This is a genomic window from Paraburkholderia sp. SOS3 (assembly GCF_001922345.1).
Classification (GTDB): Bacteria; Pseudomonadota; Gammaproteobacteria; order Burkholderiales; family Burkholderiaceae; genus Paraburkholderia.
In genome coordinates this window covers 2,035,291-2,048,395 of sequence record NZ_CP018812.1, presented here as the reverse complement: position 1 = coordinate 2,048,395, position 13,105 = coordinate 2,035,291, and the positions used below count along the sequence as shown (strand labels likewise).

Annotated in this window: 16 protein-coding genes and 1 pseudogene; 16 read left to right on the top strand and 1 reads right to left on the bottom strand. The window is 59.5% G+C overall.

Annotation, left to right across the window (positions count from 1 at the left end):
• The first annotated feature begins 194 nt into the window (after positions 1 to 194).
• The 16 genes and pseudogenes from BTO02_RS29280 to BTO02_RS29205 all read left to right on the top strand — a co-directional run bounded on the left by BTO02_RS29280 (position 195) and on the right by BTO02_RS29205 (position 11,798).
• The gene (locus BTO02_RS29280; protein ID WP_075160550.1) at positions 195 to 542 is read left to right on the top strand and encodes a hypothetical protein; all 348 of its coding nucleotides are present in this window, start codon (positions 195 to 197) and stop codon (positions 540 to 542) included.
• Between the two features lies 1 nt (position 543).
• Positions 544 to 690, top strand: a complete 147-nt coding sequence (locus BTO02_RS34545) for a hypothetical protein (RefSeq protein WP_156884021.1) — start codon at positions 544 to 546, stop codon at positions 688 to 690.
• Complete coding sequence (locus BTO02_RS29275; protein WP_075160549.1) at positions 690 to 869, top strand: hypothetical protein; 180 nt, start codon at positions 690 to 692, stop codon at positions 867 to 869. Before BTO02_RS34545 ends, BTO02_RS29275 begins: the two co-directional genes overlap by 1 nt.
• Positions 870 to 912: 43 nt before the next feature.
• Positions 913 to 1,167 carry a major capsid protein gene (locus tag BTO02_RS29270; RefSeq protein WP_075161495.1) on the top strand — a complete coding sequence of 85 codons (255 nt, stop codon included), beginning with the start codon at positions 913 to 915 and terminating at the stop codon, positions 1,165 to 1,167.
• Positions 1,168 to 1,241: 74 nt separating this feature from the next.
• Positions 1,242 to 1,541 (top strand): major capsid protein, encoded by a 300-nt coding sequence (locus tag BTO02_RS29265; protein WP_075160548.1) that lies wholly within the window; start codon positions 1,242 to 1,244, stop codon positions 1,539 to 1,541.
• Positions 1,542 to 1,626: 85 nt separating this feature from the next.
• The gene (locus tag BTO02_RS34540) at positions 1,627 to 3,189 is read left to right on the top strand and encodes a virulence factor TspB C-terminal domain-related protein (RefSeq protein WP_156884020.1); all 1,563 of its coding nucleotides are present in this window, start codon (positions 1,627 to 1,629) and stop codon (positions 3,187 to 3,189) included.
• The gene (locus BTO02_RS29250; RefSeq protein ID WP_075160547.1) at positions 3,186 to 3,464 is read left to right on the top strand and encodes a DUF2523 family protein; all 279 of its coding nucleotides are present in this window, start codon (positions 3,186 to 3,188) and stop codon (positions 3,462 to 3,464) included. Before BTO02_RS34540 ends, BTO02_RS29250 begins: the two co-directional genes overlap by 4 nt.
• Entirely contained in the window at positions 3,464 to 4,366 is a 903-nt protein-coding gene (locus BTO02_RS29245) for a zonular occludens toxin domain-containing protein (RefSeq protein WP_075160546.1), read from the top strand. The genes BTO02_RS29250 and BTO02_RS29245 overlap by 1 nt, the downstream gene beginning before the upstream one ends.
• Positions 4,363 to 5,691 carry a type II secretion system protein GspD gene (locus tag BTO02_RS29240; protein ID WP_075160545.1) on the top strand — a complete coding sequence of 443 codons (1,329 nt, stop codon included), beginning with the start codon at positions 4,363 to 4,365 and terminating at the stop codon, positions 5,689 to 5,691. Before BTO02_RS29245 ends, BTO02_RS29240 begins: the two co-directional genes overlap by 4 nt.
• A 462-nt stretch (positions 5,692 to 6,153) precedes the next feature.
• Positions 6,154 to 7,125, top strand: a complete 972-nt coding sequence (locus BTO02_RS29235) for a rolling circle replication-associated protein (protein ID WP_156884019.1) — start codon at positions 6,154 to 6,156, stop codon at positions 7,123 to 7,125.
• Positions 7,126 to 7,333: 208 nt separating this feature from the next.
• The gene (locus BTO02_RS35705) at positions 7,334 to 7,678 is read left to right on the top strand and encodes an SWIM zinc finger family protein (protein WP_075160544.1); all 345 of its coding nucleotides are present in this window, start codon (positions 7,334 to 7,336) and stop codon (positions 7,676 to 7,678) included.
• Positions 7,675 to 8,298: a hypothetical protein gene (locus BTO02_RS29225; RefSeq protein WP_075160543.1), complete on the top strand. Its 624-nt coding sequence runs from the start codon at positions 7,675 to 7,677 to the stop codon at positions 8,296 to 8,298. The genes BTO02_RS35705 and BTO02_RS29225 overlap by 4 nt, the downstream gene beginning before the upstream one ends.
• Before the next feature lie 123 nt (positions 8,299 to 8,421).
• Positions 8,422 to 8,718 carry a hypothetical protein gene (locus BTO02_RS29220; RefSeq protein ID WP_232243575.1) on the top strand — a complete coding sequence of 99 codons (297 nt, stop codon included), beginning with the start codon at positions 8,422 to 8,424 and terminating at the stop codon, positions 8,716 to 8,718.
• 97 nt (positions 8,719 to 8,815) lie between these two features.
• Positions 8,816 to 10,354, top strand: a complete 1,539-nt coding sequence (locus tag BTO02_RS29215; RefSeq protein ID WP_075157113.1) for an IS3 family transposase — start codon at positions 8,816 to 8,818, stop codon at positions 10,352 to 10,354.
• 105 nt (positions 10,355 to 10,459) lie between these two features.
• Positions 10,460 to 10,669 (top strand): annotated as a pseudogene (locus BTO02_RS29210) (helix-turn-helix domain-containing protein); the annotation flags it as partial.
• 256 nt (positions 10,670 to 10,925) lie between these two features.
• On the top strand, positions 10,926 to 11,798 hold the full coding sequence (locus BTO02_RS29205; RefSeq protein WP_269668037.1) for a DapH/DapD/GlmU-related protein: 873 nt from the start codon (positions 10,926 to 10,928) through the stop codon (positions 11,796 to 11,798).
• 306 nt (positions 11,799 to 12,104) lie between these two features.
• Here BTO02_RS29205 and BTO02_RS29200 read toward each other — a convergent pair whose 3' ends face one another.
• Positions 12,105 to 12,611 carry a GNAT family N-acetyltransferase gene (locus tag BTO02_RS29200; protein ID WP_075160541.1) on the bottom strand — a complete coding sequence of 169 codons (507 nt, stop codon included), beginning with the start codon at positions 12,609 to 12,611 and terminating at the stop codon, positions 12,105 to 12,107.
• Between the last annotated feature and the right edge of the window lie 494 nt (positions 12,612 to 13,105).

Genomic DNA, 13,105 nt, shown 5'->3' with positions numbered 1-13,105 from the left:
CGGCGGAAAAACGTTAGTGCGTTATCGGTTCTCGTCGTCGATCAGTTGTGCGCATGGTGTGGTGTCGACCGTGCGGGCGGTTGTGGTGCCTGTAGTGATGTGAAATCTGTACAGCGTTGATAACCCCGGGTCATCCCGGGCTTCTTCTATGTGAATTGACTACGCGTAGTAGTCCTAATCTGGAGATTAAGAAAATGGCAACGGAAAAAGTTCGGGTGCTGACGATCAAGCATGAGGAAATCACGACGAAAAAGGGCGATAAGCGTGCGATGCGGGTGTTGCACTGCTTTATCGAGCAGTCGTATCAGGATCCTGATTCGGGCGAGCTGGTGGATGGCTCGTTCGTGGCCAAAACGTCGCTGTTCGACGAAAAGATTCAGATCGAAGCCGGTCAGGAGTATCTGGTCGATTACCGGCTTGGTGAAGGGTACGGGGCCGATGCTGGTCGGATTGTGCCGCGCATCGTGTCGTGGACGTTGGCGAATCGTCCGAAGCCGGTTGGCAAACCGGGTGCTGGCGTTGGTGTGGCTGCGGGGGCCTGACATGCCGCTGATGCGTTCGTTACGGCTCGGCCTGTCTGCATGGCTCGCGATGCGTGATGAGGGTACGCGCGAGCGCTTCGGCCTTCCGATGAATGTTCTGCTGGCTCGCCATCTTCACGCGATGGGCGGGCTGGCCGGGGAGTGGTGATGCACAGCATTCCGTTTGATGCGCTGGACAGGATTGGCGCGCAGCTCGCGTTCCTGAACGTGATGCTGTTCGTCTACCTCGTCTGCAAGGGTGTGGCGTTTGTGTCCGCTGTGATTGCGCGACGCGATCCGCCGAAGAAGTCGATTCGCGCGAAGCTGGCCCGGTCGGGCGAATCCTAATCAACGGGCCGATAGAACCTGAGAGAGGTCAACGATGTTTGCAATGACGAAGAAGGTGGGTGTGGTGGCAAAGCGCGCTGCGGTTCGTGCGGCGGCGGGTGCAGCGGCGGGTCTGGCATCGGTCGCGGCGTTCGCGCAGACGAGCGGTTCGGGTGCGACGCCCGCGTTCGATGACACGGCGATCCTGTCGTCGATCAACGGCGTGGCGCCGATCATCATCGATATCGGCGGTGCGGTGCTCGCGGTGGTGGTCGTCGCGTGGGGCTACAAGACGGTCAAGAGCTTCCTCGGTCGCTGATCGCCGTAGCAGCGTGTAGTACGGGCGGCGCTTGGCATCTGTCAGGCGTCGCTTTTTTTTCGTGTGGGGGCGGTATGGCTGCGGTGCAGGGGATGGGGCTGAACGTGATCGTGTGCGGTCCGCAAGGGGCAAGCGGCGTGAACTATATCGCCGTCTCCGGTGCGCCGGTCGTGTGCGGCATGGATGCGAACGGAAATGCGCTTGCGCTGCAGGTCGATACGGCGGTGATGGTGTCGGGCGGTGCCGACTCGCCCGATGGTCAGGACGGCGCGACGGTCGGTGCGGAGATCGGCGCGGCGGTGCTCGGTGTGCTGGCGGTGGCGTACGGCTTTCGTGCGATCCGCAATTTCGTGAATTCGTCTTCTGAGGGTTGAGGCTATGGGGTTCTGGGTTGAAGTCGCGATCATCGCGGGTACGTGCTGGGCGGCGGGCCTGATTCTCTTTCTGTGAGCGGATGCCATGCGCTACCTGTGTGCGGCTGTCACGGCATTCCTGCTGCTCTTCGCGAGCGTGGCGTTCGCTCAGAGTTCTACCGTTGCGCCGCTCGTCGTCGATGAAGTGGGCAACATTCTGGGCACGTATCCGCTGAACGGCACGGGCTTTAGCGTGGCCCAGGTCGAATCGACCGGCGTGCTTGCCGCAAAGGAAGCGGAACTCGGTTACTCGCCAAATTCGGCTCAGGCCCAGGCAACGGCGAAGGGCATTAACAGCGCGTGGGGGCTTGCGGGTAGTGCCGGGCTCGGTGCGTTGCAGGGTGCGCTGTCGTGTGCGGCCCAGGGCTTCGCGGCGGTGCTGTTATGCGGTGCGGTAGGCGCGCTGGTGAATACGGCGGTGCATGTCTCGTCGGCGCTGATTACGTCATGGCTGCTGCCGTCGATGGGCGGCAAGGTCGGTGTGGGCACGTCGGGCGGTGCGCTCGTCAGGGGTCAGCCGTACTGGCATACCGGCGCTGACACGGCCTGTACAGCGGTGTGCGCGGGGGACCCGTATTCGGCTGCGGTGGCGTATGAGCAGTATCACAGTAACTCGACGGCGACCTATACGATTACCGATTGCGTGATGAATATAGGGTTGCGGTTTGCGTGCGACCAGACGATCACGTTTGCCGGTGGAAGCCCATCACCGACTGCCGCGTTCGTCGTTGTTCAGGACGTGAACTATTCCGGGGTCGCCTGTCAGTCGGGCTTTCTGATCAGGGGGCAGTGCGTCGGTGCGCCGTCCACGCCTGTGTCGATGACCCCGGCTGCTGCGGAAACATCGCTGCCTCCTGCCGATCTGGCCGCGCCGGTCGATCCGCAGCTCGTTGCCGACACGCTGAACGCGCTGTGGCAGCTGGCAAGCGAGCAGAGCGGCTATGACGGCATCCCGTACAACGCGGCGGACCCGATCACGTCCGGTGATGTGTCGGACTGGAACAAGGCCAATCCCGACTATGTACCAACGCTTGGCGACTATACGGATGGCTCGCCATACGGTGGCGGGATGGCGATGCCGTTCTCGGGTTCCGTCCCGTCCTCGTCGGGGCCGGTTGCGTCGTCGGGTACAGGCGGCAGCACGGGGACCGGTGGTAGCACTGGCACGGGCGGGAGCACGGGGACTGGTGGCAGTACTGGAACGGGTGGCAGCACTGGCACAGGCGGTAGTACGGGAACCGGTGGCAGCACGGGGACTGGTGGCAGCACCGGCACGGGTGATGATTCGGGTGGCGACAGTGGCACGCCTCCTTCTGACACGGCCGACCTGTGCGCGCTCGATCCGACCATCGTCGCGTGTCAGCAGCTCGGCAGCGCGACGCAAGGGGATCTGCCGTCTAGCAGCGTGGCGGTGACGCTTTCTCCCGTGTCGGTCGGCGGTCCATCGTCGCCGGTGTGTCCTTCGCCGCTGTCGGTCAACGTGTTCGGTCAGCAGCTCCTCCTTTCCTACGATCCGCTGTGCCAGTTCGTGATTGCGCTGAAGCCGCTGGTGCTCGCGCTGTGCGGACTCGGTGCGGCGCTGATCATCGTCTTCGGACTCAGGTCATGACGCTCGCCACATGGTTGATGTCGCTCGTTGGTCCGCTGCTCGTCCAGGCGGCCATTGCAATCGGCGTCGGGGTACTGACCGTGACCGGTGTGGATCTGGCCGTGAATCAGGCGCTCGCGTGGGTTACAAGCGGCGTCGGTGGTCTGCCGTCCGATCTGGCGAACGTGCTCGCGCTCGGTGGCGTCTTCCAGGGCATGTCGTATATCGCGGGTGCCTTCACCGCACGCGTCGCCATGGCGGGTGCATCTTCAATGAAACGCTTCTTCATCAAATAATGATTACGCTCATTACGGGGACACCGGGAAGCGGCAAGACGCTTTACACGGTGTGGTACATCGATAAACAGCAGAAAGCGGGGCGGCGGCTGCTCGTCGATGGCATCAGGGATCTGGCGGTGGACCATCTGGACGTCGACGAGCCGTGGCTGCGCAAGTGGTTCGAGCATCGCGAACAGAATGACCTGATCGTGATCGACGAAGCGCAGCGCATCTGGCCGCCTACCTCGGTGAGCGTGAAGGTGGGCGAAGATATCGAGAAGCTGCACATACACCGTCACCTTGGCGTTGACTTCATCCTGATCACGCAGCACCCGCAACGGATCAGCAAGGCCGTACGCGACCTTGTAGGGCGTCATGTGCACGTACGCAAGCTCTTCGGGCTGAACCGCGCGATGCTGTACGAGTGGGACCATTGCCATAACGTGGGCAGTCTCAAGGATTCGGTCAAGACGATGTGGACCTATCCGCGCAACGTGTTCAGGCTCTATACGAGCGCGGAGATTCACACGAAGCAGAAAGCGGTGATTCCGAAAGCGCTGTTCATCCTGCCGATCGCGCTGATCGTCGGTGCGGTGTGGGGCTATCGCGCGTTCAAGGGCGTGCACGGTGCAACGTGGTCTGGCGTCGGCGCAAAGAGCGCGGCCAGACCCGGTGCGGCGTCTTCCTCCAAAGGCATCAGTATTGCGCCTGCTGCTGATGCGGCGTCATCTGCGGCGTGGCGTGTGGTGGGCCGCTATGCCTCGGATGGGCGCTCGTATGTGGTGGTGGCGAACCATGACGGATGGTTGCGGCTCGCGGATGCGGCGGATTTCAAGGGCGACGGTTTGCGCACGGCGGGCACGGTCGATGGCGAGCGCGCGGCGATGTGGACCGGCACCGCATCGGGGGTGCAGAAATGAGGCGCACATCTGCTGTGCTGCTGCTCGGTGCCGCCCAGCTGGTGCACGCCGAGTCATTGCCGACCTTGCCGCCGTTGCCCGCTGCAGTTGCACCGGCATCGTTGCCTGCGTTGCATCCGTTGCCGCGTGTGCGCAATGGTGCATTCGATCTGCGATTCGTGAACGTGGGTCAGGTGGTCGACCTGGTGTATGGCGAGGCGCTGCATGTGCCTCACGTGATCTCGTCAGACGTGCTTGAAGACACTCGGGTAGTGTCGTTTCAGTTCGACAGCAGCAAGGGCGATCTGCGCGAGTTCGTGAAAGCGTTTCTCGACTCCCAGGGCTTCGAAGTGCAAACGCGCAACGGCGTGGATTTCGTGTCGAAGAAAACCGTCTCGAGTAGCGCGCCGGATCGCGACACCTATGTCTATCAGCCGCGGCATCGCAGCGCTGCGTACCTCTCAAAGCTCATTGAGCCACTGTTCACGGGCCGCGTGTCGTCGGTCGCGACGCCTTCGCTATTGCCCGTTCCTTCCGTTGCGTCGCCGGCGTCGGGTGTCAGTGCGGCCATGCCGGTTCAATCGGCGCCGGCGCAATCGCCTGTCGTGAGCGCGGCCGATCAGCTGGTGTTCGCTGGCACGGCGCGTGAAGTTAAAGAGGTCCGGGCGTTACTGCCGCAGCTCGATACGCCTGCGGGTGAGGTCGTGGTGCGTGGGTGGGCGTATGAGGTCGACGATACGGATGACAGCAATACCGGCTTTAGCGTCGCCTCGCAGCTGCTCGGTGTCGGTGTGAAGCTCGGCTCGGGTTCGGCCGCTGCGGATACGAACGCGCTGCAGTTCGATTCGGGGCGGCTCGACTTTGCGATATCGGCGATGCAGGCCAATTCACGGTTTCATGAAATGTCCTCGCCTAACGTGCGCTGCGTGTCGGGGCAACAGGTGAAGCTCAATGTCGGGCAGCAGGTGCCGACCGTTGCGAGCGTGAGTTTCCAGGGCACAAGCGGGACGCCTGTCCAGTCGATTGACTATCAGGATGCCGGGGTGATCTTCAACGTGACGCCGACCGTGATGGACAACGTGATCGAGCTGAACATCGACGAGGAGATATCGAGCTTCGTGAACACGACGACCGGTGTGAATGGCTCGCCGACGAAGAACACGCGCTCGCTGCAGACCGTCGCGGATCTGCAGGACGGTGAAGTGATCGTGCTCGGCGGGCTGGTGCAGGACCAGAGCACGGTTGCGACAAGTGGTGAGCGGTTCCTGCCCGCGTTTCTCGATGGTCACACGAAGTCGAAGGCGCGCACGGAGGTCGTGCTGGTGCTGCAGGTCCAGAAAATCTAGGCGTCCAGCGTCAGGAGTGTCCAGCTCGTACCCGGAGCGACGTACGGCTGCGGCGTGTCTGCGGAGTCGTGGCGGTTGTCGCGCGGCCTAGCGCGGCCTGCTGGACCGAGTAGCGGGTACCGGCGCGGTGGCTGAACGCAGGCGAAAGCGGTGAGCGCGGCCACCCCTCCCTGCAAAGCCGGTTTGTTGTGCGCGCAACGAGCGCTGCGGCCCGTATCGGGCGCGTGGCGACGCTGCACGAAGGTGGTGGGGGGGGTGGAGTCGGGCGCGGGGGCGCGAAGCCTCCAGCGAGCCGGAGGCCGCAGAGGCGGCGCGCGCAGCGCGCCTAAACTTGTACCTCTAACACTTAACGGAAACGGCGCTGGCAAAAGGCGCTAGCGGGACCGTAGGACATGAAGAAGCCCCGCAATCGTTCGCAGCGATCCGGGGCCGTGACCAACATTGGATAAAAGGGTATCCAACATGAGTGCAGCTATTGTAGGCGGTAACGGTGCGACGTTCCAGGACGTCCTGAACGAGTACGGTTCGCGACAGGCGATCAACGCGGCTCGCGTGCGCGGCGAAGTGATTCCGGATTTTGACGATGCGGGCTTTCCGTTCAGCGACGAGTACATCGTGCGCACAAAGCGCTTTAGTGACGGTCAACAGGAGGTCGTTGCGTTCAGTACGCGGGTGCTGCGTCACTTTAACGAAATCCGCTTGCGTCCAAGAGGCGCAAGAGGTGAGCGTGTGGCACAGGAGGGCGAGTCTGATGCCGATGTGTCAGTGAGATCCGACAAGTCGTTGCGCACTTCGATAGAGCGTTCCAAGCGGATGATCCGGCAACGCTGCAAGGCGATTGGCGCTGACCGCATGCTGACGTTTTCGACGCGGGCGAACGAAACACGGCTTGAAGTGTGGGCGAAGTGGTGGGACGCGTTCCGTCGAAGGATGAACAAGCTCAAGGATTTTCACTATGTCGCTGTGCTCGAGCGTCACACTAAGAATCGGGATGGGTGGCATATCCACGTTGCCGTGAGCGGTCGGCAGGACTGGAAGATTCTCCGATCGATCTGGTTGTCGGTGCTGCGGGATTCGAATACGGACGGCGCGACCTACGACAGTATCAAGGATTTTGAGAAATACCTTGTGCGTCGGCAGTTGAGTGGCAAGGGGCGTGCAATGCGTCACCTGATCGCGACGTACATCGCGAAGTACGTCGGTAAGAGTTCGGACGCGGTCGGTTTCAACAAGAAACGGTACTGGACCAGCAAGGGCATCGTGCTGCCGGAGGTCGTGCCGTACGCGCATCTTGGCGTTGGTAGCGTCCGGGGCGAAGCGATACAGGCCGCGTATGACTGTGTTGGTGCTAACGGCGCGCACTTCGATAGCGCGCAGCTTTTCTGGAATCGAGGGATCGGCGTGTTCTGGATGGCGACTGGCAACACTGGGTAGCCTGGTATCGGCGTATCGTCGATGCGCTTTGAGTGAGGTGCGGCGTGCCGCGGTGCGCAGTTCGTCTGAAATCAGGGTATCGGGGTGTTTGGAATGGCGACAGGTAATACGGTCAGTTTAGGCAAATAGTTCACACGCAATCTTGCTTGCTACGGTGTATGCTACCTTCGCGTTATAAATCTAGTCGCTTGCACGGGGATACATCTTCATGGAGACGATCGAATTCTTGGTCCAAGGTTCTGCGCCGGACCCTTATCGGGTGACGTTTGTACGGGACAGTAATGAAGTTTCTGCGTTGTGCTCGTGTCCTGCGGGGGAAAACGGGGGGTATTGCAAACATCGCCTTAGCATATTAGACGGAGTGTTAGATGGCGTGGTTAGTACGAATGCGCATCAGGTGAGGGAGGTAGGCTCGTGGCTTCCAGGGTCGAGCCTAGAGAGTTGCTTAGCTGAAGTGGCGTCAGCAGCCAAAGCGGTTGAAAATGCAAAGCGTCTTGAAGCTCAAGCTAAAAAGAAGTTGGCGAGGGTATTGGCGGGTGGGAGAAAAAAATGATGAACGGCGCGGGGCGACGTGTTCCCCTGACTTCTATTGAGTTCACGGACAGTAAGGGCGAGACGACAGGGTATGCCAAAGGCTGGTATTTTTGGGTTCACTCTGCTTTTCACGAGGCTTTGGACATTCGCGTTATTGAGTTGATCGATAAGGAGAAAACTGCTGCCCTACGAGAGAAGAGGTCTCTTGAACTGTTCGGGGTGACTCACGATGATCTTAAGCGCAAGATTATTGCAGAGGGCAAAACGCTCGGGAGTTCGGACGAGCATAAACGGATTATGGCCTCGAAGGTTGCTGATGGTCTTCTCACGGAGTCGACTAACCCGCGCTACGAATTTCGAGTGACCGACGGTCTCGAAAGTCGGAATGGCGAATGGTATGTCCAAGTAGATCAGACTGCGGAAACCGACGCTGCGCCGGGTTTCATAGGTTTCAAGCTATTTGCGCGGAACCATTCGCCGCTTCCGAAAGATGGTATCTGGACCAAGCGGATGTGGCTGTCTACTACTCAGCAAGACTTCGCGACGCTGTTGCGCACGGGGCGGTGTTCCGTGATTGATTTAGAGGGTCCGCCTGAGTTTGAAGCTGCGGAAGATGTGGTGAGGCCTATGGCGGTATAAGGCACAACTTTTTTCCGAAAGCAACGTAACGAATTGTCAAAGACCGTGGTTCCTCGCTGAGCGATGCAGAGAGAATGTGCTGGGTGACGTGGGACAGTTAGCGTTGGCGATCGGGGCTAGGATATGGTGCAGTTGGAAATTTGGGAGCGTGAAGTTCTGTCGGCGAGCGAGTTGCGCTCCGTGGTCCGTGAGGTGCGGAATCTGTACTGGCACATCCGTACTTCACGCCCTGGAATTCACGATGCCCGTCGCCGACGCGTGTATCGTAAGATCGGCGTTCAAAAAAAACGCCTGCTCGAAGCAGGCGTCCCGAAGCGCGAGATTCTGGATTTGTTAGCTTGCTGCCGGTCGAAGCAATGCCTTGGCAAGGGATGTCTTGATTGCACAGATCGCGCGACGGAACTTGGACAACAAATTTGACATAATATAAATTAGCACCAGAACGCCTGTAACGGCCATTTAGTAATGTCTGGTTTGGGGGTGCGGCGGAATTCTTGGACTATTTGGGAGCTAGTCCATGTACTCGTACGAAGACCGCATCCGAGCGGTCAAGCTCTACCTGAAGCTTGGAAAGCGGCTTACAGCGACCGTTCGTCAATTAGGCTATCCGACAACGAAGTCTCTCGAACGTTGGTATCACACGTACGAGCGATGTCTGGATTTGCCGAAGGAACGTATTTGCCTGAGGCCGCGCTATTCGGAAGAACAAAAGAAGGCGGCCACAGACCACTATATGAGCCATGGCCAGTGTCTGGCTGCAACGACGAAAGCGTTGGGGTATCCGGGACGCGGGACGCTTGTCGCCTGGCTTGACGAGTTGCATCCCGAGCGAACGAAACGCGTTCTCGGGAAGGCTTCGGGTATTCGGCATACACCAGAGCGCAGGCGGACAGCGGTCATCGATCTGTGCACTCGACGCGAAAGCGCAGAGGAAGTTGCTAAAAAGATTGGCGTGAGCCGCCCAACGCTGTACAACTGGAGAAATCGGTTACTCGGTCAGGAGGTTGCTTCAATCATGATACGCCGCAACGATCCGCCGGAGAGCTCCGAGAAAGCGACGCTGGAGCAGCAGGTCGAATCACTCCGACGAGACATCCGGAAGCTCCAGATCGAACACGACATCCTGAAGAAGGCCAATGAAATAATAAAAAAAGGCCTGGGCGTCGACCCGCAACTCCTGACGAATCGGGAGAAGACAATGCTGGTTGATGCCCTGAAACAGACCTACACGCTGCCGGAGCTTTTTGCGGAATTGGGGCTCGCCCGTAGCTCCTACTTCTATCACCGGGCACGGATACAGACTGCCGACAAGTACGCTCGTGTACGCCTTGCCATCGCAGATATCTTCGAGCTCAATCACCGCTGCTATGGATATCGCCGGGTGCGCGCGGCACTTGGCAGGCAGAAAGTCTTCATCTCGGAGAAGGTCGTTCGGCGCCTGATGAAGCAGGAGCAGCTAAGCGCGGCCACAACGAGGCGACGACGATACGGCTCCTACGCTGGAGAAATAGGTCCGGCTCCCGAGAACCTTATCAACCGCGATTTCCGGGCAGCAGCACCGAATGAAAAGTGGCTCACAGACATCACGGAGTTCCAGATTCCTGCCGGTAAAGTCTATCTGGCGCCGGTTATTGATTGCTTCGATGGGCTTGTGATCAGTTGGTCGATCAGTACGCGACCAGACGCCGAGCTTGTGAACACGATGCTCGATGCCGCCATCGACGCAATCGGTAGTAGCAGTAGCCGACCTGTTGTCCATTCAGATCGCGGTGCGCATTATCGCTGGCCAGGCTGGCTTACCCGGATACGTGAGGCCAATCTGATTCGCTCAATGTCGCGCAAGGGCTGCTCGCCCGATAACGCGGCGTGCGAAGGCTTCTTTGGACGACTGAAAACGGAACTGTTTTACTCCCGGGACTGGCAGACCGTCAGCACCGACCAGTTCATTGAGGTCGTCGACTCGTACATTCGCTGGTACAACGAGAAACGGATCAAGATCTCGCTTGGCGCACTCAGTCCGATCGAATACCGGGAGAGCCTCGGGCTCACGACATAAACCAGTCCAAGAATTCCGCCGCACCCCCTTTGAGCCAGTTAGAAATGTCCGGTTCGGGGCTCCGCGAGGCGCATGCTGTGGCGCGCGCACACGACGGAGCCTGTGATGAACGAACCCGGACTGGTGACGATCAGCATGAATGAACTGCAGCGCGTCAAGATCATCGAGGCGGTGACCGACGGACGGCTCAAACCGGGCCAGGCAGCCGGGCGCCTGGGCCTGAGTGTGCGCCAGGTCGAGCGGCTCGTGCTGCGCTACCGCGCGGCCGGCGTCGCAGGCCTCGTATCAGGCAAACGTGGGCGCCCGGGCAACCACCACCAGATTCGGAATAAACGTGTCCTTGGCGTGTTCTCAGACTGCCAATCTCTGCTGCAACTAAATGCGTCTACCTGCCCCTTTTTTAGGCTGCGCAGGACTGACTCAGCCCAAAATAACTTTCTAACCTCGTATGCCTGACTCAAATAGTGCTTATGGTGCCGGTCTCGCGACGGTTGCCAGCGATGGGACCATTCTCGACACGTGGTTTCCAGTTGTTCGCCTGAACACGGCGTCACCGGCCGTCGGATCACACGTGCTGTCCAAGCAGGAGACACTCGAAAAGTTAGGAAAGCGCGGGCTGAACGCGCTGGTGAATGATCCAGTCAGAGATGTTCAAACGATTGCGATAGAAACGCTGATCGAAGATCTCAGCCACCCGCCGGTCGACATCCATGATCTATATCTACGGTTGCATCTATTGAGCCATAGGCTGATTCGGCCGCGGGAAGCGAATCTTGACGGCTTTCTGACTTTACTGAGCGACGTTGCCTGGACTTCGCTCGGTCCGTGCAAACCCGAGAAAGTCGAAGAACTGCTCTGGCACGGTCGAGGCCGCGGCACATTAGTCGATATTCGAGGCGTTTTTAAGGTGCCACGTATGATTGATTATGTGGCGCCTTCGGACATCTGGATAGCTGACGTTAATCGGGTCTTACTCGGTGCACACCTGGCGCCGGGCACCTCTGTAATGCCAGAGGGCTTCTGCAGTTTAAACGCTGGAACAATGGGCCCCTGTATGGTCGAGGGGCGCATCAGCCTTGGGGTGATCGTCGGGGCGGGCACCGATATCGGAGGTGGCGCTTCCATCATGGGCACCACGTCGGGCGGAGGAAAGCATGTCGTGTCGATTGGCGAACGATGCCTTCTCGGCGCCAACTCGGGCGTTGGGATCTCCTTGGGCGACGATTGTGTCGTCGAAGCGGGTCTTTACATCACGGCGGGCTCGCTAGTGACCTTGCCGAGCGGAGACAAGGTAAAGGCGCTGACACTTTCCGGTAAGCCGGGCGTACTATTTCGGCGCAACTCGACCTCAGGGGTCATAGAAGCTCTTCCCACTACAAAGAGCTGGGGAGGTTTGAATCCGCAGATCCATCAACCCGGGAGTATTTCGCAGCGCAAAGCCTGACAAGCTGAACTGATCTCGATCAATGCAACGACCCGGGAAGTGCGCGAAACGATTGCCTGCATCGAACTGCATTTCGCCTGGCCGCTCACAAAACGTGGCGGCCTTTGGATCGGCCTCAAGCAACATCCACTGTTCAAGCACGGCGATCCTGCGCTGAGGCAAAACGTTCTGCATGTACGGCCATTAGAAATTCGACATCGTGGCGCCCCGGCGAGCGGTTCTAGCCAGCGAGTGGCCGTATTCCGCCCGGGGCTTCACAGTCTGGTGGCGGTTGGTGGCCGAACTCGGTCTGGTGCCTTGCTCGCGCTAGACCAGTTGTTTGAACATATGCTCCTCGTCATAAAAACGATCGCCAACCTTCATCGCGCGTGGCTCAACGCCGAACGTCCGAAAGCCGTACGACGCGTAAAGCCTCTTTGCTGGCAGGTTTTCCGCATTGACGCAAAGCATCAACTGGATGGTGCCCCACTCTTCGCTTGCGTGAGCTGTGGCTGCTGCCAAAAGCATTTGTGCAATTCCTCGCCCACGGTATGAAGGGTCAACAAAAACGCCCCATATCGTGGCCTTGTGCTTCACCTGACACAGCGGCTCGCGACGAACGCCCGTGATGCCGACCAGCAATTCACCCGCAAACGCGCCGAAGACGGCCTGTGTCGGCGTCGAACGAATGCGGCCGGCGATCTCCTCAATTGAGTGTGCGAATTCTTCCTGACGCGTAGGCCGTATGGCGGTTGGGGCGTTGTCGGCAGCGAGAAGACGCATTGCTTTGAATTGCTCCGCGTCGGGGGAATCCAGTGGGCGGACAGTGACCATGCGATATATGGCGAGGACCAAAGAGTGCTTACGGTACTCGATATCAGCCGCGCCCCCTCAAGTTTTGCGCAACGGCCTGCGGCATTGCCTACGCCGTCAAAGTGCGAGTAACGAGCCGCTCCGAAAACCCTGCCCGACGGCCGGCGGCGCAACGGGAGATGCTTTTGTCCGCGCTATCCGGAGGCGATTCAAATCTGAATCGGCGCGATCCAAAGTCGGTTCAGATACGTGAAAACCAGAGCATCCCGACGGGTACCGAGATGCGCAAGCCTTCCTGATTAGCGGGCCTTGGCGCTCACTGGACCGAACCTGGGGCGAACTAACGCTGCATGGCGTGAACCTTGCAATAAATGTCTCGACCGACGCGCGCAGCAAAGCAAAGGGGTTCGCACATACATTCAACGGTAAGCCAACCTTAAAAACAGATCTGAAGACGACCATGGCTGATCATATGGGGAGTGTGGCACCCATCGACGCGCACGCGTGGTTTGACG